Here is a 21,095-nt window from a genome sequence, read left to right on the forward strand (position 1 = left end):
CAAAGAATATTATCTTTCGTATTGTTATTTTTTCATATTTGAATTTTAGCCTGTTTTCTAGATTCTTTGGAGATTTTAGGGATTAAAGTAAGGACTTTATAATGACTGTTCTCTAATTAAGGCTTCCGTGTAATAATAGTCAGCATAATTTAAAGGAGCATCAATTTCAGTACCATGCGGAATACTACCTACCGAATGTTTGAGGATAAAACCTTCATTTGTTTTATAATCTGCAAAATATTCTTTTGAAGCAAGGCTACTCATGATGTCGTTTGCATAATTTAAGTATTTAGTACTGTTTTCTTCATCTACATATTTATGAAGTTCAAATAAAGCAGATGCAGTTATCGCAGCGGCAGAAGCGTCTCTAGGAGTCTCTTTACTTTTCGGAGCATTATAATCCCAAAGAGGAATTTTATCCGTAGGAATATTTTTATTGTTAATTATATAATTAGCAATAGCCATTGCCTGTTGCAAATATGTTTGATTTTTAGTTTCTCTAAAACACATTGTATAACCATATAGTCCCCACGATTGACCTCTTGCCCACGAAGAGTTATCTTTGAAACCTTGATGAGTTTTCTTTTGAATTATGTCGCCTGTTTCACTATCATAATCTATCACATGAAAAGAACTATAATCACTTCTGAAGTGATTCTTGATAGTAGTATTTGCATGTGTTGTTGCAATATTATAATATGTAGAATCTCCCGAAATTTTTGTTGCATGAAAAAGTAATTCCAAATTCATCATGTTGTCAATAATAACAGGGCAGTTCCATTTCTTATTTGCATTCCATGATTGAATGATTCCTGCTTTTGGTTTAAACCTAGTAGATAATGCCTTTGCAGTATTAACAATTATGGAGTCATATAAATGTAAGTCACCATATTTTATTCCGTTCCCGTAACTGCATTCAATTATAAAGCCCACATCATGATTTCCTTCCCAATATTGTATTTTAGATAGTTTTTCGGTATATATTTTTGCCCGTTCTTGCCATTTTTTATCGTTGGTTAATTTATAAATATTCCATAAAGTACCAGGGTAAAATCCACTTGTCCAATCAAATGCCGAAACTAGTTTTAGTGAGTCATGATGAATAGATCGAGGTATAAACCTTTTTTGGTTTATACTTTTATTTATTTCAGGATAAAAATAATCGTACTGATTGTTAATTTTTTGAATAACAGATAATTGGACGTTATTTTGATTTGTTTCTTCTTTTTTACAAGAAAAGAAAAGGAGCGAGATTGTAATTATTGTTATGAAGCTTCTTTTTATCATTATAAGTAAGTTTTTGAAAAAAATAAATATTTGTTTGGTTTCTTTTTGGTATTTTCAAATATATGGTTTTTTCTTAAAACTAGTCTAATAGTGTGTAAACTTTAATAGGAAAGTAGGGTTGAAAGTAAGAATTATTGCTTTCAATTCTTATATTTATAGGAGAATTCACAGGTAACAATATTGGTTGCTGAGTAGTTCCATATGTTGTGAAAACATTTAAAGCGGGGCATTCCAAAGTTTGTCTCGTTTTTTTTATGGAATAAATTGTCAACTAAACTGTCAACGAAAAAAATAAACCCCTCATAAACACTAGGTTCATAAGGGGTTTTTGTGGAGTCGGGGAGATTCGAACTCCCGTCCAAACAAGCAATAAAAATGCTTTCTACATGCTTAGTTTTTGTTCGATTTTCGACGTGCAGCTGACCAAAAACCGCCCACTACACGCTTAGCTTCTTAAAGTTTAAAACAGTGCCAAAGCTACACTATTTCTATGTTGACTTTTATGGTGCCTCAAAACGGGTCGCCATCAACAAGGGCTACCCTGAGGCATCTCGCCTTCCCGCCTTGCAGGAACGTGGCCAAAATCTTACTATGAATTCAGATTAGGCAGCAAGAGCGTAGTTATTCTCGCCATTTAAAAAAATGTGAAATATGAGATTAAAGAGCTGTATCCCAGCGCTCTGCATGCTTACACTTCCATTAGACTCGCTGTCAAAACCAGTCGACCCCGTGTATTCAAAGAACTTTTTTTACCACCTCAAAAACTGTAAAATAGTCATTTTAAAGGTGTTATTTTGGGCATTCCCTTCGCAAAAAAGCTCCGGGCGGGCTTGCCTTTGTCGGTAGACAGGCTCTTCGCTATATCTTTTTTAAAATCGCTTACCGCCATTTCAAAAAAGGATGTCGCTTCGATCCCTAATGCGGGGTGCAAATGTACACAAATTCTCCGAATCCAAATAAAACTTGTACATTTCCCTCCTTCCGTGTAACTTAGAACAAAATTTATACCAAATTCGTATGAAATTCGGAATCATCAAAGAACGCAAAACACCGCCAGACCGCCGTGTAGTATTGTCGCCAAAAGCATGTCAAACTGTCAAAAATCAATTTCCTTCCGCAGAAATAATTGTCGAACCCTCCGATATCAGAATCTTTCCAGATACCGATTATCAAAAAGCAGGTTTCGAAGTTTCAGACAATATGCAACAATGCGATGTATTGCTCGGGGTAAAAGAGGTGCCTATCGAGGCGTTAATTCCGAATAAAAAATACTTTTTCTTTTCGCATACCATTAAAAAGCAACCCTATAATAGAAAGTTGCTACAAGCAATTTTAGAGAAAAATATTGAAATGTACGACCACGAAGTTATTACCAGTGCTGGCGGACAGCGATTGGTAGCTTTTGGGCGTTATGCTGGAATTGTAGGTGCGTACAACGGGTTTAGAACTTACGGACTCAAATACAATTTGTTTGAATTACCACGAGCAACCACACTTCCAAATCAGCAAGTGCTTATCGATGCTTTAAAACGGGTACGTATTCCTGTAATTAAAATTTTACTTACAGGGAAAGGTCGTGTTGGAAATGGCGCAAAAGAAATGCTCGACGCCATGAAAATTAAAGAAGTTTCGCTAACCGAATATTTGGAAACCGATTTTTCTGAGCCTGTTTATTGCCAAATAGATGTTTTAGATTATAACAAACGTAAGGATGGAAAAACATTAGAAGTTGAAGATTTTTATAACAATCCGTCAGCTTACGAATCAGATTTTATGCGGTTTGCATCGGTATCCGATTTTTACATTGCGGGGCATTTTTATGGAGATGGAGCTCCGTTTTTATTCACTAGAGAAGATGCCAAAAAAACTGACTTCAAAATAAAAGTTGTTGCAGATATTAGTTGTGATATCGACGGACCTGTGGCAACCACCATTCGTCCTTCAACCATTGCCGAGCCCATTTATGGCTATCACCCAATTACTGAAGCTGAGGTAGATTTTAAAGATGAAAATGCCATTGCAGTAATGGCGGTCGATAACCTTCCGTGCGAACTTCCAGCCGATGCTAGCGATGGTTTTGGAGACAGTTTTATAGCGCATGTAATTCCTGCTTTTTTCAATAATGATGCAGATGGAATTTTACATAGAGCACGAATGACCTCCAACGGAAAATTAACAGAACGATATAGTTACCTTCAAGATTATATCGACGGAAAAGATTAAATTCAACATAAAATAGCATGCGGATGAAATGTTTTATACTGACTTCCGTCTGATTATTTACAATCAAAAAAAATTGCAAAATGGAAAAAGGAAAAATAGCTTTAGTAACAGGAGGAAGTCGTGGATTAGGAAAAGACATGGCGCTTTCGATAGCTAAAAAAGGACTTGATGTGGTTATTACCTATAATAGCAACAAAGACAAGGCAGATGAGGTTATAAAGGAAATTGAAAGTTTAGGTCAAAAAGCTACTGCGATTCAATTAAATACAACAAAATTCGATAAATTTCAGTCGTTTTTAGAGGAAGTTCAATCTGCTTTAAAAACTAACTTCGGAACAGATAAAATCGATTTTTTGGTAAATAATGCCGGAATAGGAATTAATGTGCCGTTTTCAGAAACTTCAGAAGAAGCCTTAGACTCTATGATAAATGTGCAATTTAAAGGCACGTATTTGCTTACTCAAAAGGCAATAAATATCATGAATGATGGAGGAGGAATTGTAAATATTTCAACCGGACTTACACGATTTTCTTTACCTGGATTTTCGGCTTACGCTGCCATGAAAGGGGCTATAGAAACACTCACAAAATATCAAGCCAAAGAGTTGGGTGCGCGTCAAATTCGTGCAAATGTAGTTGCGCCTGGTGCTATCGAAACCGACTTTGGAGGTGGTGTTGTTCGCGACAATGAGGGAATGAACAAAACAATTGCTGCAAATACAGCTTTAGGTAGAGTTGGATTGCCTCACGATATTGGGAGTGTTGTTGCATTTCTATGTACCGACGATGCCAAATGGGTAAACGCACAGCGCATCGAAGTTTCTGGTGGGCAAATGATATAGTTTTAATCTCATACAGTTTGTTTTTACAGTGTTAAGAACGATGCAATCTTTCAATCTTTATTTTAAAGAGTTAGTAATATTCCGTAACTTGCGACGCTAAATTTTAATAAAATCGCAATTCAAAGCGGTTATTTTATATTTTTTAAAAGAAAGGACTTGCAGATGTATAATTCAAAAATAACAGGCTTAGGGTATTATGTGCCAGATAATGTAGTAACAAACGACGATTTATCGAAGTTGATGGATACCAACGATGCTTGGATTCAAGAACGTACGGGTATTCAAGAGCGTCGCCATGTAATTAGAGGAGAAGACACGACCACAAGTATGGGAGTGAAAGCAGCAAAAATTGCTATTGAGCGCTCTGGATTAGATAAAGATGATATCGATTTTATTGTGTTTGCTACTTTGAGTCCAGATTATTATTTTCCTGGGCCAGGCGTATTAGTTCAACGTGAATTAGGACTAAAAACTGTTGGAGCGCTAGATGTTAGAAATCAATGTTCTGGGTTTGTGTATGCTATTTCTGTAGCCGACCAATTTATAAAAACGGGAATGTATAAAAACGTTCTGGTAATTGGTTCTGAAGTACATTCTACAGGTTTGGATATGACAACTCGCGGGCGTAGTGTTTCAGTAATTTTTGGAGATGGAGCGGGTGCAGCTGTTTTAAGTAGAGAAGAAGATACTTCAAAAGGGATTTTATCTACACATTTACATTCTGAAGGTGAGCATGCCGAAGAGTTGGCATTAATTGCTCCTGGAATGGGGAAACGTTGGGTAACAGATATTTTAGAAGACAACAATCCAGACGATACATCGTACTTGCCACACATGAACGGGCAATTTGTATTTAAAAATGCTGTAGTTCGTTTTAGTGAAGTAATCAATGAAGGATTACAAGCAAATAACTTAACACCTGCCGATATCGATATGTTGGTGCCACATCAAGCAAATCTTAGAATTTCGCAATTCATTCAGCAGAAATTTGGCTTGCAAGACAGTCAGGTGTATAACAATATTATGAAGTACGGAAATACAACAGCGGCTTCGATTCCTATTGCACTTACAGAAGCGTGGGAGCAAGGAAAAATTAACGAAGGCGATACCGTAGTTTTAGCAGCTTTTGGAAGTGGATTCACTTGGGCAAGTGCTATTATAAAATGGTAATATAAGTTGATACAATTTTAAGAGGCTATCTTAAAAGTTTAATTTAATGTCAAACTGAGCGTGACTCAGTATCTCAAAATTTTTTTGTTGAGACTCTGAAGTATATTCAGAAAGACATTTTAAAAACTCTTAAGGTAGCTTTTTTGTTTTTACTATTTTTTATTCTGAAATAACTTTTCTTATAACATTTAATTAATAGATAGTTGGCAGTAATTCAGTATATTTATAATTCGCTTTTTTTTGAAATAAAACGTTTTATAAAATGAAATCAAATCCTGAAGAAGTGCACAGTATTAGATACGTAAAAGTAGGAACCTATGAGCACAGTAGGTTTGAAAAAATTCACAATGTAGTTTTTGAGAAGTCTTCCAAAGCATCTTATTTAGTTGCTAAAGAAATTGCCGATTTAATCCGGGCGAAAGCCGAAAAAGGAGTGCATTGCGTGTTAGGGCTAGCAACAGGTTCGTCGCCAATACGTGTGTATGAAGAGTTGATAAAAATGCACAAGCAGGAAGGTTTGAGTTTTAAAAATGTAATTACTTTCAATTTGGATGAGTATTACCCAATGAACCCTGAAAGTATTCATAGTTATCATTACTTCATGTATGAAAACTTGTTCAACCATATCGATATCCCGAAGTCGCAAATTCATATTCCAGATGGTACAATTCCGCAGGAAGAAATAAACGATTACTGCACCGCTTATGAAGAAAAAATTGCAGCAAGTGGCGGTCTCGATTTTCAGTTACTCGGGATTGGTCGTACAGGACATATTGGATTTAACGAGCCTGGCTCGCATTACAATTCGGTTACCAGAAGCATTACGCTTGACCAATTAACAAGAGAAGATGCTGCTAGCTCTTTTTTAGGGATTGAAAACGTTCCGAAAAAGGCAATTACCATGGGAGTTGGAACGGTGATGAATGCTAAGCGAATAGTGCTTTTAGGATGGGGACACAAAAAAGCAGAAATCATCAAGCAAACTATCGAAGGAGAAGAAACTGCTCAAATTCCTGCGACCTATTTGCAAGACCATCCAAATACAACTTTTGTACTCGATACAGAAGCCGCTTCGATGCTTACTAGATTTGAGTCGCCTTGGTTGGTTGATACCGTTGAGTGGAACACTTCAATGACAAAACGTGCCGTAGTTTGGTTGTGCGATAAAGTTGAAAAATCTATTTTAAGACTTACCGATAAAGATTATAACGAACACGGATTAGCTTCTTTAATTGCTGAAAAAGGATCGTCGTATGAGTTGAATATCGAAATGTTTAATTTGTTGCAACACACCATTACAGGTTGGCCTGGCGGAAAACCAAATGCAGATGATACCAACAGACCAGAACGAAAATCTCCAGAGAAGAAAAGAGTTATTATTTTTAGTCCGCATCCCGACGACGATGTGATTTCGATGGGAGGAACGTTCGATCGTTTGGTGCAGCAAGGTCATGAGGTGCATATTGCTTATCAAACTTCTGGAAATATTGCAGTGTCTAATGCCGATGCTTTAAAATTTGCCGAAGTTGCGATGGATTTTCTTCCGCAGGGAGAAGAATTAGAAAAGTTAAAAAGCGTAGTAGATGGAATCAATGCAAAGAAAGAAAATGAAATTGATCCGCTTTCTGTTAGAGAATTAAAAGGGTTGATACGAAAACGAGAGTCGATTGCTGCAACGCGGTATTTTAATGTTCCAGATGAACAGGTTCATTTTTTAAATTTACCTTTTTATGAAACTGGAGCGGTAAAAAAGAGTCCGCTTGGGCAGGAAGATGTTGATATTGTTAAAAAATTAATTGCTGATGTAAAACCACACCAAGTGTATGCAGCGGGCGATTTGGCAGATCCGCATGGAACGCATAAAGTGTGTTTGGATGCTGTGTTTAGAGCTATGGGCGAATTAAAATCAGAATCGTACATGAACGACTGTTGGTTGTGGCTGTATAGAGGTGCTTGGCACGAGTGGGAAATTCATGAAATTGATATGGCTGTACCGATGAGTCCAGATCAAGTATTGCGAAAACGAAAAGCAATCTTTTTTCATCAAACACAAAAAGACGGCGTGCTATTTCAAGGAGAAGATTTACGAGAGTTTTGGGTACGTGCCGAAGACAGAAACAAAAAAACAGCCGAACATTATCGCAATTTAGGATTGTCGGATTATGCGGCGATTGAGGCTTTTAAGCGTTTTGACTATTAGTTTTTAAATGATTTAAGTATAAAAAAATCCAAAGCCCGAAAGAAAACTCTTTCGGGCTTTTTATTAATAGCGAGCAAAACAGTAACCATCAACTATAAAAATATGCGTCGCTATTAAGCTTTTAAAAAGCACCGCCACTGCTTTCTTTTGTGTTATTATCTCTGTGTTTACGAACTGCTTTTCTGTTTTGACCACCCCCAAATCGGTATGAAAGTCCTGCAAAAACAGTTCTACTTTCCCAATTAAAAGTCCCTTTATGAGCGTAAGGTCTGTCGCCATCAAAGCTAAATTGCATCGTATTAAAAATGTCGTTAAAGTTTAAACTGAATGTCCCTTTTCCTTGTGCAAAACTGTAACGAGCACCAGTGTTTACAAAGTACATAGGTTTTGCATTCATCTGGATTCCTTTATTTTCACCTCTGTAAAAACCAAATAAGGATAATGAAAGCTTTTTGGTTACGGTAAAATTGTTGTTTACACGTGCGTTATAGGCAACGTTTTCAACTTCCACTTCTTCAATTATAATATCGTCGGCAGTAGGAGTGTCGGTCGCGCTTAGAAGTTCTGTAAGTCCGCGTTGTGTTTGTGAGTATAGGTCAAAACTTCCGTTAATGTTCCACCATTCAAGCGGTTTATAATTTGCAGAAATTTCAAATCCGTAGGCCTGTGTATCGTCAAAATTGTCGTAGGTAAGTATCTGTTTTGAAACATCGAGTCGGTCAATGTAAACTGCACGATTAATTTCATCTTCAATACTTCGGTAGTACAATCCAAAAGTAATGCTCCCGTGCTCCAAACGGCGGGTGTAATTGGTTTCGTAAGAATTGGTAAATTGAGGTTTTAAGCTCTCATTTCCGTAGGAAGAAATAACAGGAGTACTCCATTCTCTAATAGGGTTGACTTGGCTAAGTCCAGGGCGGTCCACTCTTCGGCTAAAACTTGCTTGAAATTGATTTTTTTCTGAAGGCGAATAGGTAACAAAAGCCGAAGGATACAATTGCGAGTAATCGTCGGTAAAGCTACGAACGCTGTTGGTGTCTGCTTTAACAGAAACATTTTCGTAGCGAGCGCCTACTTGGTAGCTCCATTTTTCAAAAGTCTGTCCGAAAGTTGCGTACCCCGAATAAATATCCATTCCGTAGATAAATTCGGTAGCTGGAGTCGGTACAAGTTCGCCACCACTGTTAAACGAAAATCCAGTAGAAGCATAATCAACGTTGGTTTCAAAATTACGTGTTTCTAGTCCGAGTTCGAGTTTTGTTTTTTCTGAAAGCGGATTCACATAATCCAAATTTGCAATGGTTTGTTTTCTATTCGTGTCTACAAAATCTTGATAATTTGGTTGTGTGCTCGTTCCGACGTAATTAAAATTAGCATCTTCATCATCAGAAAATCGACTGTAATCTACTTCCAGTTCAATGTTGTGTCCTTCCTTTTTAAAATCTCTTTTGTAATCGAAATTGTATTGTTCGTTATGATTAGAATTTTCGTTGGTGAATAATTGCGAAACATTGTTTACAGAAGGGTCTGCATTGATAATTTCGGTATCGCCACTGCCTTTTCCGTTATAAATATTTTGATTGGTAAAAACGGAAATGGTGTTTTTGTCATTTAAGAAAAAGTCTATCCCAAATTTGTATAAATGCGATTTGTTATTGTTGAAAAAACTAAAATTTTGAATTTGATTTTCGTTGAAGTTTGTTGTGTTAGCATCATCAAAACGGTCGAGGCGACCACCATTTACATACTTCCCGATATTGTTTCCGTAGCTCCCATACACATTAAATTTTCCGTTTCTGTAGTTTAAATCGGCGGAACTGTTAAACTTAGCTTCTTCTTCGTAGGCAAGCCCTAAATTAACGTTTCCGTTAAAACCAATATTGGCATCTTTGTGGAGAACAATATTTATGAGTCCGCTCATTCCTTCTGGGTTGTATTTTGCAGACGGATTGGTAATCAATTCGATTTTTTTAATTGAAGTAGAAGGAATTTGTTTTAGTAGTTGCGCTACAGGAACGTTTGATAGTTTCCCGTCGACCATCACTCGAACATTCGAATTTCCACGCATCGATAAATCGCCCGTTTGTTGGTCTACATTTAACGAAGGAATATTGTTCATAATATCGCTAGCTGTTGCGCCTTGAGTGGTTAAATCTTTACCAACGTTGATAACCTTACGGTCTATTTTTTGCTCTATCGACGAGCGCTCCGCAACAACATCTACACCTTCGAGTTCGGTAATATTTTCTTCTAGAGTTATTGTTCCGAGCGCAACTGTTTTATTTTTTGCTGAAATAACAACAGCCTTTGAAAATGTGTTGTAGCCAATAAATTGTACTTCGAAGAGATACGAGCCTTCTTCAATATTGGTAAGTTCAAAAGTTCCGTCGTCGTTTGTAATTCCGCCAACAAGTGTGGAGCCGTCCTTTTTAACCACAACCGTAGCGTAAGGAATAGGTTGTTGTAACGACTTGTCGATTACAGTTCCTGTAATGGTTCCTAGTTTTGCAAAATTTGTTTTGGGAGCATTGTTCTGTGCAAATGTTGTAGCTGAAATAAGAGCTAAACACCAAAAAAATAGATTTTTCATTGTGTTTTTTTGATTGATGATGAATACTTATTTTTAATCTTCCTAGAGGGGGTAAATCCAAAATATTCTATTTTGAGTATTTTAAAATTTATGCCTAGGTTTTAGATTAAACGATTACTTAATTGACGATTTTTAGAAAGTGTTGTTACACTATATTTAAACTTTAACACAATTTAACAGATGAAGAAAACCTTAGTTATGGGCGCATCTCTAAAACCCAATCGATATAGTTTTATGGCTGTAAATAGGCTAGTTACAGCAGGGCACGATGTTGTTGCCTTTGGGTTGAGAAGTGGCGAAATTGCAAATGTGAAAATTGACACTGAGTTACTTCAGTATAATGATATTGATACCGTTACGCTTTATTTGAATCCAAAAAATCAAGAAGCGTATTACGAGTATATAATTGGTTTAAAACCGAAACGTGTGATTTTTAATCCGGGTACTGAAAATCCTGTTTTCTACGAAATGCTTCGTGAAAATAATATTCAATATGAAGTAGCGTGTACGTTGGTTTTGTTGTCTATTGGGGAGTATTAAATAAGATTTCTCTTTCTTCGGGAGTTGGTTTGCTTGAAATAAGTAGTAAACCGATAAAAGTAAGTACTCCGTTTAAAATCAAAACAAAAAATCCGAATTCAAATCCAAATTGAGTTTGTGTCCAAGTGCTAATTACATACGCTAAAACAGGTGATAAAATGGCAACAATTGGCACCCATTTATCATTTGCTTTCAGTTTGGTAAAGAGTCCGAAGCTATACAAACCAAGTAAAGGACCGTAGGTGTACCCAGTGAAAACAAAGAGTTTCGCAATAACACTTTCGTCTTTAATAATGTATTTAAAAGCAATAATTACTAAAATTAAAACCAACGAGAATAACACATGAATTCTTTTTCTGATTTTCACTTGATTTTTTACATTGTATTTTTTTTCAATATTTAAAATATCCACACTAAACGAAGTAGTAAGCGATGTAAGTGCGCTATCGGCACTACTGTATGCAGCAGCAATAAGTCCGATTAAGAAAAATATAAAAACACCAATTCCGAGATAGTCTTTTGCGAGTACGGCAAATAAATCGTCTTTATGCGCATCGATTCCGTTTTGTTGTGCATATACCGTCATTAATAAACCTAAGCATAGAAAAACAAAGTTTACAACAGTTAAGACAATAGTAAACCAAAACATGTTTTTTTGTGCGTCTTTTAAAGAGCGACAGGTTAAGTTTTTTTGCATCATATCCTGGTCGAGTCCTGTCATTACTACCGATATAAATGCTCCTGAAAGGAATTGTTTCCAAAAGTAATTTCCGCTTTTAAAATCATCAAAAAAGAACATTTTAGAAAGTTCGCTCGACGCAATATAATCAACCATGGTCTCGCCAGTAATATTCAAATCGTTATAAACAGTAACAATGGCAACGCCGAGTGCTATCAGCATAAAAAGTGTTTGCAGTGTATCAGTCCAAACAATAGTTTTAATACCGCTTTTAAAAGTGTATAGCCAAATTAAAATAATGGTCAGCGTAACAGTAGCCCAAAACGGAACTCCCATTTCGTTGAAAATGATAACTTGTAAAACATTGGCAACGAGGAATAGGCGGAAGCTAGCACCAACAACTCTTGATAGTAAAAAGAATGAAGCGCCTGTTTTGTAACTATTATTACCAAATCGTTTTTCTAAATAGGTGTAAATGGATGTTAGGTTGAGTTTGTAGTAGAGTGGGAGGAGTACGGTTCCGATAATTAAATACCCTAAAATGTATCCAAAAACCACTTGCATATAGCCAAATTTAGAGGCTTCTACCCATCCAGGAACAGAAATGAAGGTAACGCCACTAAGCGAAGCACCAATCATTCCGAAGGCAACAACATACCATGGCGACTGCCTGTTGGCTTTAAAAAAGTTGTCGTTACTCTCTTCATCTTTACTGGTTAAAAACGAAACTAGAATTAAAATTCCGAAGTAAGCGGCAATAATCAGGAGGATATAAATTGGCTTCATGTGTTTTTTTTGTGTTATGAAAATACAAAACTATGTTATAAAATTTATTTACAACGCTTAAAATTGTAATTTCGCAACAATGGAATTTTCATCTAAATTATTAGAAAATGCAGTCTACGAAGTTTCGCAACTTCCAGGCATTGGCAAACGTACGGCTTTGCGTTTGGTGCTACACTTATTGCGTCAGCCAGAAAGTCAAACTACCAATTTAGCATCTGCTTTAGTTACGCTTAAAACAGAAGTGAAATTTTGTAAAAGCTGTCATAATATTTCTGATGTAGAACTTTGCGAGATATGTGCCAATCCGAAGCGAGAAGAAAAACTAATCTGTGTAGTGGAAGACATTCGAGATGTAATGGCCATTGAAAATACGGGTCAGTTTCGCGGAATTTACCATGTTCTTGGCGGAAAAATATCGCCTATGGACGGTGTGGGACCTTTAGATTTGAACATCGCTACGCTTGTTGAAAAAGTAAAAGAAGGTAAAGTTGACGAAATAATTTTTGCTTTGAGCTCTACAATGGAGGGAGATACCACCAATTTTTATATCTTTAAACAGTTGGAGCCTTACAAAATTGTTACCTCTACAATTGCGCGAGGTATTGCAGTAGGCGACGAGCTTGAATATGCCGATGAGGTTACATTAGGGCGCAGTATTTTACATAGGATTCCGTTTGAAAATTCTTTAAAAAGTGATTAACAATAGATTGTGAAATCTCAAAGAAAAATTAATAACAAAAAAGCTTATTTTTTATTATTTTCGCAAAATAAGCAACTTAAAATAGCTACAAATTATTGATATGGCAAGAATTGAATTAAAGCTCCCGCAAATGGGAGAAAGTGTCGCAGAAGCAACAATAACTTCTTGGTTGAAAGAAATTGGAGATACCATAGAAGCCGATGAGGCAGTGTTAGAAATTGCAACCGATAAAGTAGATTCTGAAGTGCCTAGTGAGGTGGATGGTGTTTTAGTAGAAAAGTTTTTTGAAGTTGATGCGGTGGCAAAAGTAGGCGACGTATTGGCGATTATTGAAACCGACGGTGATGGAGGAGAGGTAGCATCAACTACTGAAGAAACTACTACCCATGAAGTTTCCGAAGAAACAGCAACAGCAATTGAAGAAGAAATAGCTGTAGTGAAAGAAAATGTTACTGCTCCAGTGGTAGATTATAGCGATACTGAGAGGTTTTATTCGCCATTGGTGAAGAACATTGCTAAAGAAGAAAATATCAGTCTTGATGAATTGGAGGGGGTTCAAGGAACAGGAAAAGACGGTCGTGTAACCAAAGACGATATTTTAAAATACATTGAAACTCGTGGTAGTAAAACTACTCCAGCACCTGCTGTAAATACAGAAGTTAAAGAAGCTCCTGCACAAAAGGCTGCGCCTGCACCATCTGTACCGCAACCAAAAGCGGTGCCTGTTTCAGTAAACGGACAAGACGAAATTATCGAAATGTCTCGTATGGGGAAATTGATTTCTCATCATATGGTGCAAAGTGTGCAAACTTCGGCGCATGTACAGAGTTTTATTGAAGTAGACGTTACCAATATTTGGAATTGGAGAAATAAAGTGAAGAATGAATTTCAGAAGCGAGAAGGAGAAAAACTTACCTTCACTCCAATTTTTATGCAAGTTATTGCAAAGACGATTAAAGATTTCCCAATGATAAATATTTCTGTTGATGGAGATAAAATCATCAAAAAGAAAAATATCAATCTAGGAATGGCAGCAGCGCTACCAGATGGAAATCTAATTGTACCTGTTATTAAAAATGCTGACCAGTTAAATTTAGTTGGAATGGCAAAACGTGTAAACGATTTAGCAGGTCGTGCTCGTGAAAATAAACTGAAGCCAGACGAAATTCAAGACGGAACTTACACGGTTACCAATGTAGGAACCTTCGGAAGTGTAATGGGAACGCCAATTATCAATCAGCCTCAAGTAGCAATTTTGGCCTTGGGAGCTATCCGAAAAGTACCTGCTGTAATCGAAACTCCAGAAGGCGATTTTATTGGAATTAGACATAAAATGTTTTTATCGCACAGTTACGACCACCGCGTTGTAAACGGAGCGCTAGGCGGACAATTTATTCAGCGTGTTGCCGAATATCTTGAAGCTTGGGATGCCGATAAAGAATTGTAAAATAACCAACCAACTCGGAGGATAACTTTCGAGGAATTATACCTTCAATGAAGGATTAAAATACAATCATGGAATTAAGTTTATCAAAACCGATTTGTTTTTTCGATTTAGAAACCACAGGAATCGATGTCGCGAAAGATAGAATCGTAGAAATATCAATATTAAAAGTATATCCAAACGGAAACAAGGAGAGCAGAACTTGGCTTGTAAATCCAGAAATGCCAATTCCACCGCAAACATCCGCAATACATGGAATTACCGATGATAAAGTAGCCAACGAACCTACGTTTAAAGAACTGTCTAAAACCATTTATAATATGATAAAAGACAGTGATTTGGCAGGGTATAATTCCAATAGGTTTGATATTCCTGTTTTAGCAGAAGAATTGTTGCGTGCCGATATCGATTTTGATATGGGAAGTCGTGTGGCGGTAGATGTGCAAACCATTTTTCATAAAATGGAACAGCGTACGCTTTCTGCAGCCTATAAGTTTTACTGCGGACAAAATTTAGAGGGAGCGCATAGCGCAGAAGCCGATACAAATGCGACTTACGAAGTGTTAAAAGCACAACTTGATAAATATGAAGAGCTTGAAAATAACATGAAGTTTTTAAGCGATTTTACAACCCGTAAAAAAACAGCCGATTTTGCTGGATTTATAGCTTATAACAAACAAGGAGAAGAGGTTTTTTCTTTTGGGAAACACAAAGGAAAAAGAGTGGAAGATGTAATGGAGCAAGAGCCAGGGTATTTTGGTTGGTTGCTAAATGCTGATTTTCCGCTGTATACCAAAAAAGTACTTACAGCTATCAAATTGAGAAAGCTAAACAATAAGTTAAATTAAGTATTGTTGCCCAAATGAAGATAATTTGTATTGGTAGAAATTACACCGACCATATTAAGGAGTTGCAAAACGAAAAGCCTACAGACCCTGTTATATTTATAAAACCAGATAGTTCTGTTTTAAAAAACGGACACGATTTTTACATTCCAGATTTTTCAAATGATGTTCATTATGAGGTCGAAGTGCTTGTGAAAATCAGTAAAGTAGGAAAGTTTATCGAGCCTAAATTTGCTCATAAATATTATAGTGAAATAGGTTTGGGAATCGATTTTACAGCACGTGATTTACAAAGTCAGTTAAAAGAAAAAGGGCTACCTTGGGAAAAAGCAAAAGGCTTTGATGGGGCTTCTGTAGTTGGGAAATGGGTATCTAAAGACACGTTGCCTGCTGTTGATAATTTAAATTTTCAGCTAACAAAAAATGGCGAAGTTGTTCAAAATGCAAATACTTCGTTGATGCTTTGGAAGGTAGATGAGTTAATTTCGTATATTTCAACATATTTTACACTTAAAATTGGCGATATTATCTTTACAGGAACTCCTGCAGGTGTAGGAAAAGTTGCACCAGAAGATAAATTGCAAGGCTTTTTAGAAGATAAAAAAATGTTTTCTATTAAAGTGAAATAAATAAAGACTATTACAAAACACCCAAAATAGAAATTAAATCAATGAAATACAGCTTAGACAAATTAAACGAACTATCGGGAGGCGACCAAGAGTTTAATGCCTCTGTGATAGAGACTTTTTTGTTGGAAACCCCCGAAGACCTAGCAAAATTAAAAGATGCAGTAGAAAATAAAGCTTTTAAATTAATATACCAGTTTGCGCATAAAATAAAACCAAACGCAGATTTGCTTGGAGTAGAAGAAGTGCGCCATGATATGTTAACCATAGAAGGACATGCAATTGGCGACCAAGATATGGATGAAATCAACTTTCATTTTAAAAGAGCATCCGAAGAACTTCAAAACGCATTTACTGCATTTAAAGAATATTTAGAAGCCTAATGTTTGCTGAAATAATTACGATTGGCGATGAGATTCTTATCGGGCAGATAGTCGATACCAATTCGGCATTTATTGCACAACAATTAAATCTTATTGGGGTTTCGGTATATCAAATCACTTCTGTTCAGGATGAAAAAGAGCATATCCTTCAGGCACTAAGAGAAGCCGAAGCGCGTGCAGACATCATTATCATAACGGGAGGTTTAGGTCCTACAAAAGACGATATTACCAAGCATACAATTTGCGAATATTTCAACGATACACTCGTTGAAAATTCCGAAGTACTAGCACATGTAGAAATGTTGTTTGCAAAGTACCTTTCTACACCAATTTCAGACTTAAATAGAAAACAAGCATTGGTGCCTTCCAAAGCTATTGTTTTAAATAATCAGTTCGGTACAGCCCCTGGGATGTGGATAGAAAAGGGAAATAAAGCTTTTGTTTCATTGCCAGGCGTTCCTTTTGAAATGAAGGCATTGATTGAAGGAGCGGTAATTCCGAAAATTCAAGAAAAATACGAGCGTCCGTTTATACTGCACAAAACTATAATGACTTATGGTTTGGGGGAAAGTGCATTGGCAGAACGCATCGAGGCGTGGGAAGACAATTTACCAGCTTACATTCGTTTGGCATATTTACCAAATTTAGGAAAAGTACGACTACGACTTACAGCCAAAGGTGTAGATAAGGAGTTGTTAGAAGTTTCGGTGTCAGCACAAATAGAGAAATTAACGCCACTTATAAGCGATATTTTCTTTGCTGTGGAAGAAGATGCTGTGATGGAAAAGCAAATTGGGAAGCTGTTAATTGAAAAAAATGAAAGCTTAGCAACTGCCGAAAGTTGCACAGGAGGGAAGCTTGCAGAAGCTATTACGGCAGTGCCTGGTGCATCAGCTTATTTTAAAGGAAGCGTTGTGAGTTATGCTACGGAAGTAAAAATTGAAGTTTTAAAGATTGCCCCTCAACTTATTGAAGATTATTCTGTTGTGAGTGCACAAGTTGCTGAGGCTATGGCTGTAAGTGCTCAAAACCTCTTTAAAACAACCTATGCAATAGCAACAACAGGTAACGCAGGACCTACAAAAGGAGATTCTGATGCTGAGGTAGGAACAGTTTTTATTGCAATTGCATCTCCTGAGGGTGTATTTTCAGAAAAATTTAATTTTGGTGAACATCGGGAGAGGGTAATAAATAAGGCGGTTAACAAAGGTTTTGAAATACTTTGGAAAGAAATTTTAAAAAAATAGAGTATTTGCTTGTCTTACAAGTGAAAAATTCGTTAATTTGCACCCTGTTTTTAAATAACATAAAGTTTTAGAAGAATGTCAAGAGTTTGTGAACTTACTGGAAAGAAAGCGATGGTGGGAAATAATGTTTCTCACGCGATGAACAAAACAAAGCGTAAATTTGATGCTAACCTTATCAAAAAACGTTTCTTCCTACCTGAAGAAGATCGTTGGATTACGCTTAAAATATCAACTTCTGCGTTAAAAACCATTAACAAGAAGGGGATTACTGCAGTTTTAAAAGAAGCTAAAGAAAAAGGATTTATTAAGTAATTAATAGCTCCATTAAAACGATATAAAGATGGCAAAGAAAGGTAATAGAATACAAGTTATTTTAGAGTGTACCGAGCATAAGGAATCTGGACAGCCAGGAACTTCTCGTTACATCACTACGAAAAATAAAAAGAATACTCCAGATAGACTAGAGATTAAAAAATTTAATCCTATTCTTAAGAGAATGACTGTTCATAAAGAAATTAAATAATTATAAGCCATGGCAAAGAAGACAGTAGCAACCTTACAGACAAGTTCAAAGAGATTAACTAAAGCTATAAAAATGGTTAAGTCTCCTAAAACTGGTGCGTACACTTTTGTAGAAGCTGTAATGGCTCCAGAAGAAGTTAACGACTGGTTAAACTCAAAATAAGAAGTTCACAACTTATTATATATTAAGGCTACTTTCTATACGAAAGTAGCCTTTTGTTTTTATATCTTTGAACTGTGTAATTCGAATTGATCAATTAACGTATTCGTTGTAAAATGAGTTTTTTTAAGAAAATATTTTCATCAGAAAAAAAAGAAACTTTAGACAAAGGTCTAGAGAAGTCGAAATCTAGTTTTTTCTCTAAGTTAGGAAAAGCAGTCGCTGGAAAGTCTAAAGTAGACGATGAGGTACTTGATAACTTAGAGGAAGTTTTAGTAACGAGCGATGTTGGTGTAAATACAACATTAAAAATAATTGAACGAATCGAAGCACGTGTAGCCAAAGATAAATACTTAGGTACCGACGAGCTTAATCTTATTTTAAGAGAAGAAATAGCTGCACTCCTTTCGGAAACTAATTCTGGAGAAGAAAAAGAGTTTACCATTCCTGCAGATAAAAAACCATATGTGTTAATGGTTGTTGGAGTAAATGGTGTTGGAAAAACTACCACAATAGGTAAGTTGGCTTATCAGTTTAAAAAGCAAGGAAAAAAAGTTGTTTTAGGTGCTGCTGATACTTTTAGGGCAGCAGCTATCGATCAACTTCAAGTTTGGGCAGATCGTGTAGATATCCCAATTGTAAAGCAACAAATGGGTAGTGACCCTGCATCTGTTGCTTTTGATACTTTAAAATCGGCTGTAAATCAAGATGCCGATGTGGTAATTATAGATACCGCTGGACGACTTCATAATAAGGTGAACTTAATGAACGAGCTTACCAAAGTAAAACGCGTAATGCAAAAAGTTGTAGGAGATGCTCCTCACGATGTACTTTTGGTTTTAGATGGTTCGACAGGGCAAAATGCTTTTGAACAAGCTAAGCAGTTTACAAAAGCTACCGAAGTTACTTCATTGGCGGTAACCAAACTCGACGGAACCGCAAAAGGTGGCGTTGTAATTGGTATTTCCGATGAATTCCAAATTCCTGTAAAATACATCGGCGTAGGTGAAGGAATTGAAGATTTGCAAGTGTTTAATAAATACGAGTTTGTAGATTCGTTTTTTAAACAGTAAAAAATGCCCAATAGACTTCTGGTTACAGTTACCAAAATCATTACATTTTACTGTATGTTTTATGCAGCTGTAAAGTTATATGCCGTTATTAGCGGATTGTGGTTGTGGCCAAATTTACTCATCGGGATTTTTCTAGCCATTATCGCTGCTTTAGGTTTTTGGATCATGAAAACAGAGCGATACAATTGGTTGTACTTAGGTGTTTGTGTAGTCTTACTATCGGCACTTCGGTACTACGAACCTTCATTATTACCTTATTTACAAGAACTTTTAGGCTAAAAGTAATTTTAATCTTATAATCTTCGTTTAATACACTTTCAAGTTGTAATTTTGCCCACTGTTTTAAAACAAGCAGTGTTGCTGTTTGTTGCTGAAGTTTTTCAGCAGAGAAAATAAAAGAATAGGTTGTTATGAGAACAAAATCTTTAAAAAAGAACAAGATTAATGTAGTTACGCTAGGATGCTCAAAAAATGTGTATGATAGCGAAGTGCTTATGGGGCAATTAAAAGCCGGAGGAAAAGAAGTTGTTCATGAAGATGAAGGAAATATTGTAGTTATTAATACCTGCGGATTTATTAATAATGCTAAGGAAGAAAGTGTAAACACTATTCTTGAATATTTAGAGAAAAAACAAGAAGGAGCTGTTGATAAAGTTTTTGTAACAGGATGTTTAAGCGAACGTTACAAACCAGACTTGGAGAAGGAAATTCCAGATGTAGATCAATATTTTGGAACTACCGAATTGCCAAGTTTGTTAAAAGCTTTGGGAGCCGATTATAAGCATGAGCTTATTGGTGAGCGTTTAACAACAACACCAAAAAACTATGCATATTTAAAAATTGCTGAAGGTTGTGATCGCCCGTGTAGTTTTTGTGCAATTCCGTTAATGCGCGGTAAACACAAAAGTACACCTATTGAAGATCTTGTAAAAGAAGCTGAAAAATTGGCCGCAAATGGAGTGAAGGAGTTGGTTTTAATTGCTCAAGATTTAACCTACTACGGCTTAGATTTGTATAAAAAACGCGCTTTAGCTGAGTTGTTGAAAGAATTGGTAAAGGTAGAAGGTATCGAATGGATACGTTTGCATTATGCGTTCCCGACAGGTTTCCCGATGGATGTTTTAGAACTGATGAAACAGGAGCCTAAAATTTGTAACTATATCGATATTCCGTTGCAACACATTGCTGATCCTGTTTTAAAATCAATGCGTAGAGGAACGACTAAAGCGAAAACTACCAAACTTTTAAATGATTTTAGAGTAGCAGTACCGGAAATGGCAATTCGTACGACTTTAATTGTTGGATATCCTGGAGAAACAGAAGAAGATTTCCAAACGTTGAAAGATTGGGTTACGGAAATGCGTTTTGAGCGTTTGGGATGTTTTACATACAGTCATGAAGAAAATACGCATGCGTATAATTTAGAAGATGATGTTCCAGAAGAAGTAAAACAACAACGTGCTTCGGAAATTATGGATATACAATCGCAAATTTCGTGGGAGTTAAACCAGGAAAAAATAGGGAAGACTTTCCGTTGCGTAATTGATAGAAAAGAAGGTAATTATTTTGTAGGACGTACTGAATTCGATTCTCCAGATGTTGATAATGAAGTGCTTATTGATGCTTCACAATATTACTTAAAAACAGGGGAGTTTGCAGATATTTTAATTGAAGATGCAGCCGATTTTGATTTATACGGAAAACCAGTAAATTAAAATCTTCTATATAAAAAATTAAAGCTGAGCTTCTATTTTAAATAGGAACTCAGCTTTTTTTAT

20 protein-coding genes and 1 other RNA gene are annotated in these 21,095 nt (G+C 36.2%); 17 read left to right on the top strand and 4 right to left on the bottom strand.

What is annotated here, in order from left to right; translation table 11 throughout:
- Positions 1 to 96: 96 nt before the first annotated feature.
- Both JMA43_RS08970 and ssrA read right to left on the bottom strand, forming a co-directional pair.
- Entirely contained in the window at positions 97 to 1,287 is a 1,191-nt protein-coding gene (locus JMA43_RS08970) for a glucuronyl hydrolase (protein ID WP_342156158.1), read from the bottom strand.
- A gap of 328 nt (positions 1,288 to 1,615) precedes the next feature.
- Positions 1,616 to 2,016, bottom strand: a transfer-messenger RNA (tmRNA) gene (ssrA, locus tag JMA43_RS08975).
- 288 nt (positions 2,017 to 2,304) lie between these two features.
- On the opposite strand from ssrA, the gene JMA43_RS08980 reads away from it, so the two are divergent.
- From JMA43_RS08980 to nagB, 4 genes are all read left to right on the top strand, one after another.
- Positions 2,305 to 3,510 carry an NAD(P)-dependent oxidoreductase gene (locus tag JMA43_RS08980; protein WP_342156159.1) on the top strand — a complete coding sequence of 402 codons (1,206 nt, stop codon included), beginning with the start codon at positions 2,305 to 2,307 and terminating at the stop codon, positions 3,508 to 3,510.
- 80 nt (positions 3,511 to 3,590) lie between these two features.
- Complete coding sequence (locus tag JMA43_RS08985) at positions 3,591 to 4,352, top strand: SDR family NAD(P)-dependent oxidoreductase (protein WP_342156160.1); 762 nt, start codon at positions 3,591 to 3,593, stop codon at positions 4,350 to 4,352.
- Positions 4,353 to 4,514: 162 nt separating this feature from the next.
- Positions 4,515 to 5,522 carry a 3-oxoacyl-ACP synthase III family protein gene (locus JMA43_RS08990; protein ID WP_342156161.1) on the top strand — a complete coding sequence of 336 codons (1,008 nt, stop codon included), beginning with the start codon at positions 4,515 to 4,517 and terminating at the stop codon, positions 5,520 to 5,522.
- 262 nt (positions 5,523 to 5,784) lie between these two features.
- Positions 5,785 to 7,722 carry a glucosamine-6-phosphate deaminase gene (gene nagB, locus JMA43_RS08995; protein WP_342156162.1) on the top strand — a complete coding sequence of 646 codons (1,938 nt, stop codon included), beginning with the start codon at positions 5,785 to 5,787 and terminating at the stop codon, positions 7,720 to 7,722.
- Between the two features lie 121 nt (positions 7,723 to 7,843).
- On the opposite strand, the gene JMA43_RS09000 is transcribed toward nagB, so the two are convergent.
- On the bottom strand, positions 7,844 to 10,312 hold the full coding sequence (locus JMA43_RS09000; RefSeq protein WP_342156163.1) for a TonB-dependent receptor domain-containing protein: 2,469 nt from the start codon (positions 10,310 to 10,312) through the stop codon (positions 7,844 to 7,846).
- A 180-nt stretch (positions 10,313 to 10,492) separates the two neighbouring features.
- On the opposite strand from JMA43_RS09000, the gene JMA43_RS09005 reads away from it, so the two are divergent.
- Entirely contained in the window at positions 10,493 to 10,852 is a 360-nt protein-coding gene (locus JMA43_RS09005; protein ID WP_342156164.1) for a CoA-binding protein, read from the top strand.
- On the opposite strand, the gene JMA43_RS09010 is transcribed toward JMA43_RS09005, so the two are convergent.
- Positions 10,836 to 12,317 (bottom strand): sodium:solute symporter, encoded by a 1,482-nt coding sequence (locus tag JMA43_RS09010; RefSeq protein WP_342156165.1) that lies wholly within the window; start codon positions 12,315 to 12,317, stop codon positions 10,836 to 10,838. The two genes, JMA43_RS09005 and JMA43_RS09010, sit on opposite strands and share 17 nt — an antisense overlap.
- 79 nt (positions 12,318 to 12,396) lie before the next feature.
- Here JMA43_RS09010 and recR point away from each other — a divergent pair, with 79 nt between their 5' ends.
- From recR to rimO, 12 genes are all read left to right on the top strand, one after another.
- On the top strand, positions 12,397 to 13,017 hold the full coding sequence (gene recR / locus JMA43_RS09015) for a recombination mediator RecR (protein WP_342156166.1): 621 nt from the start codon (positions 12,397 to 12,399) through the stop codon (positions 13,015 to 13,017).
- Between the two features lie 100 nt (positions 13,018 to 13,117).
- On the top strand, positions 13,118 to 14,464 hold the full coding sequence (locus tag JMA43_RS09020; protein WP_342156167.1) for a dihydrolipoamide acetyltransferase family protein: 1,347 nt from the start codon (positions 13,118 to 13,120) through the stop codon (positions 14,462 to 14,464).
- 68 nt (positions 14,465 to 14,532) lie between these two features.
- Positions 14,533 to 15,309, top strand: a complete 777-nt coding sequence (locus tag JMA43_RS09025; RefSeq protein ID WP_342156168.1) for a 3'-5' exonuclease — start codon at positions 14,533 to 14,535, stop codon at positions 15,307 to 15,309.
- A gap of 14 nt (positions 15,310 to 15,323) precedes the next feature.
- Positions 15,324 to 15,935 (top strand): fumarylacetoacetate hydrolase family protein, encoded by a 612-nt coding sequence (locus JMA43_RS09030; protein WP_342156169.1) that lies wholly within the window; start codon positions 15,324 to 15,326, stop codon positions 15,933 to 15,935.
- A 41-nt stretch (positions 15,936 to 15,976) separates the two neighbouring features.
- The gene (locus JMA43_RS09035; RefSeq protein WP_342156170.1) at positions 15,977 to 16,315 is read left to right on the top strand and encodes an Hpt domain-containing protein; all 339 of its coding nucleotides are present in this window, start codon (positions 15,977 to 15,979) and stop codon (positions 16,313 to 16,315) included.
- The gene (locus tag JMA43_RS09040) at positions 16,315 to 17,562 is read left to right on the top strand and encodes a competence/damage-inducible protein A (protein ID WP_342156171.1); all 1,248 of its coding nucleotides are present in this window, start codon (positions 16,315 to 16,317) and stop codon (positions 17,560 to 17,562) included. The genes JMA43_RS09035 and JMA43_RS09040 overlap by 1 nt, the downstream gene beginning before the upstream one ends.
- A gap of 75 nt (positions 17,563 to 17,637) precedes the next feature.
- Positions 17,638 to 17,874, top strand: a complete 237-nt coding sequence (gene rpmB, locus JMA43_RS09045) for a 50S ribosomal protein L28 (RefSeq protein ID WP_342156172.1) — start codon at positions 17,638 to 17,640, stop codon at positions 17,872 to 17,874.
- A gap of 28 nt (positions 17,875 to 17,902) precedes the next feature.
- Entirely contained in the window at positions 17,903 to 18,085 is a 183-nt protein-coding gene (gene rpmG / locus JMA43_RS09050) for a 50S ribosomal protein L33 (RefSeq protein ID WP_339143222.1), read from the top strand.
- A 9-nt stretch (positions 18,086 to 18,094) separates the two neighbouring features.
- Positions 18,095 to 18,247, top strand: a complete 153-nt coding sequence (locus tag JMA43_RS09055; protein WP_342156173.1) for a DUF4295 domain-containing protein — start codon at positions 18,095 to 18,097, stop codon at positions 18,245 to 18,247.
- 113 nt (positions 18,248 to 18,360) lie between these two features.
- Entirely contained in the window at positions 18,361 to 19,317 is a 957-nt protein-coding gene (gene ftsY / locus JMA43_RS09060) for a signal recognition particle-docking protein FtsY (RefSeq protein ID WP_342156174.1), read from the top strand.
- Positions 19,318 to 19,320: 3 nt separating this feature from the next.
- The gene (locus tag JMA43_RS09065) at positions 19,321 to 19,596 is read left to right on the top strand and encodes a hypothetical protein (protein ID WP_342156175.1); all 276 of its coding nucleotides are present in this window, start codon (positions 19,321 to 19,323) and stop codon (positions 19,594 to 19,596) included.
- Between the two features lie 131 nt (positions 19,597 to 19,727).
- Positions 19,728 to 21,032, top strand: a complete 1,305-nt coding sequence (gene rimO, locus JMA43_RS09070) for a 30S ribosomal protein S12 methylthiotransferase RimO (RefSeq protein ID WP_342156176.1) — start codon at positions 19,728 to 19,730, stop codon at positions 21,030 to 21,032.
- Positions 21,033 to 21,095 lie beyond the last annotated feature (63 nt).

The organism is Joostella sp. CR20 (assembly GCF_038433465.1).
Lineage (GTDB): Bacteria > Bacteroidota > Bacteroidia > Flavobacteriales > Flavobacteriaceae > Galbibacter.

Bases quoted from the DNA above. Each gene is read 5' to 3' on its own strand.
- JMA43_RS08985 (WP_342156160.1), top strand. From the start codon at position 3,591: ATGGAAAAAGGAAAAATAGCTTTAGTAACAGGAGGAAGTCGTGGATTA.
- ftsY (WP_342156174.1), top strand. From the start codon at position 18,361: ATGAGTTTTTTTAAGAAAATATTTTCATCAGAAAAAAAAGAAACTTTA.
- JMA43_RS09035 (WP_342156170.1), top strand. From the start codon at position 15,977: ATGAAATACAGCTTAGACAAATTAAACGAACTATCGGGAGGCGACCAA.
- JMA43_RS08970 (WP_342156158.1), bottom strand. From the start codon at position 1,287: ATGATAAAAAGAAGCTTCATAACAATAATTACAATCTCGCTCCTTTTC.
- recR (WP_342156166.1), top strand. From the start codon at position 12,397: ATGGAATTTTCATCTAAATTATTAGAAAATGCAGTCTACGAAGTTTCG.
- JMA43_RS08980 (WP_342156159.1), top strand. From the start codon at position 2,305: ATGAAATTCGGAATCATCAAAGAACGCAAAACACCGCCAGACCGCCGT.
- JMA43_RS09055 (WP_342156173.1), top strand. From the start codon at position 18,095: ATGGCAAAGAAGACAGTAGCAACCTTACAGACAAGTTCAAAGAGATTA.
- JMA43_RS09065 (WP_342156175.1), top strand. From the start codon at position 19,321: ATGCCCAATAGACTTCTGGTTACAGTTACCAAAATCATTACATTTTAC.
- JMA43_RS09025 (WP_342156168.1), top strand. From the start codon at position 14,533: ATGGAATTAAGTTTATCAAAACCGATTTGTTTTTTCGATTTAGAAACC.
- JMA43_RS09030 (WP_342156169.1), top strand. From the start codon at position 15,324: ATGAAGATAATTTGTATTGGTAGAAATTACACCGACCATATTAAGGAG.
- rimO (WP_342156176.1), top strand. From the start codon at position 19,728: ATGAGAACAAAATCTTTAAAAAAGAACAAGATTAATGTAGTTACGCTA.
- rpmB (WP_342156172.1), top strand. From the start codon at position 17,638: ATGTCAAGAGTTTGTGAACTTACTGGAAAGAAAGCGATGGTGGGAAAT.
- JMA43_RS09020 (WP_342156167.1), top strand. From the start codon at position 13,118: ATGGCAAGAATTGAATTAAAGCTCCCGCAAATGGGAGAAAGTGTCGCA.
- JMA43_RS09000 (WP_342156163.1), bottom strand. From the start codon at position 10,312: ATGAAAAATCTATTTTTTTGGTGTTTAGCTCTTATTTCAGCTACAACA.
- nagB (WP_342156162.1), top strand. From the start codon at position 5,785: ATGAAATCAAATCCTGAAGAAGTGCACAGTATTAGATACGTAAAAGTA.
- JMA43_RS08990 (WP_342156161.1), top strand. From the start codon at position 4,515: ATGTATAATTCAAAAATAACAGGCTTAGGGTATTATGTGCCAGATAAT.
- JMA43_RS09010 (WP_342156165.1), bottom strand. From the start codon at position 12,317: ATGAAGCCAATTTATATCCTCCTGATTATTGCCGCTTACTTCGGAATT.
- JMA43_RS09040 (WP_342156171.1), top strand. From the start codon at position 16,315: ATGTTTGCTGAAATAATTACGATTGGCGATGAGATTCTTATCGGGCAG.
- rpmG (WP_339143222.1), top strand. From the start codon at position 17,903: ATGGCAAAGAAAGGTAATAGAATACAAGTTATTTTAGAGTGTACCGAG.
- JMA43_RS09005 (WP_342156164.1), top strand. From the start codon at position 10,493: ATGAAGAAAACCTTAGTTATGGGCGCATCTCTAAAACCCAATCGATAT.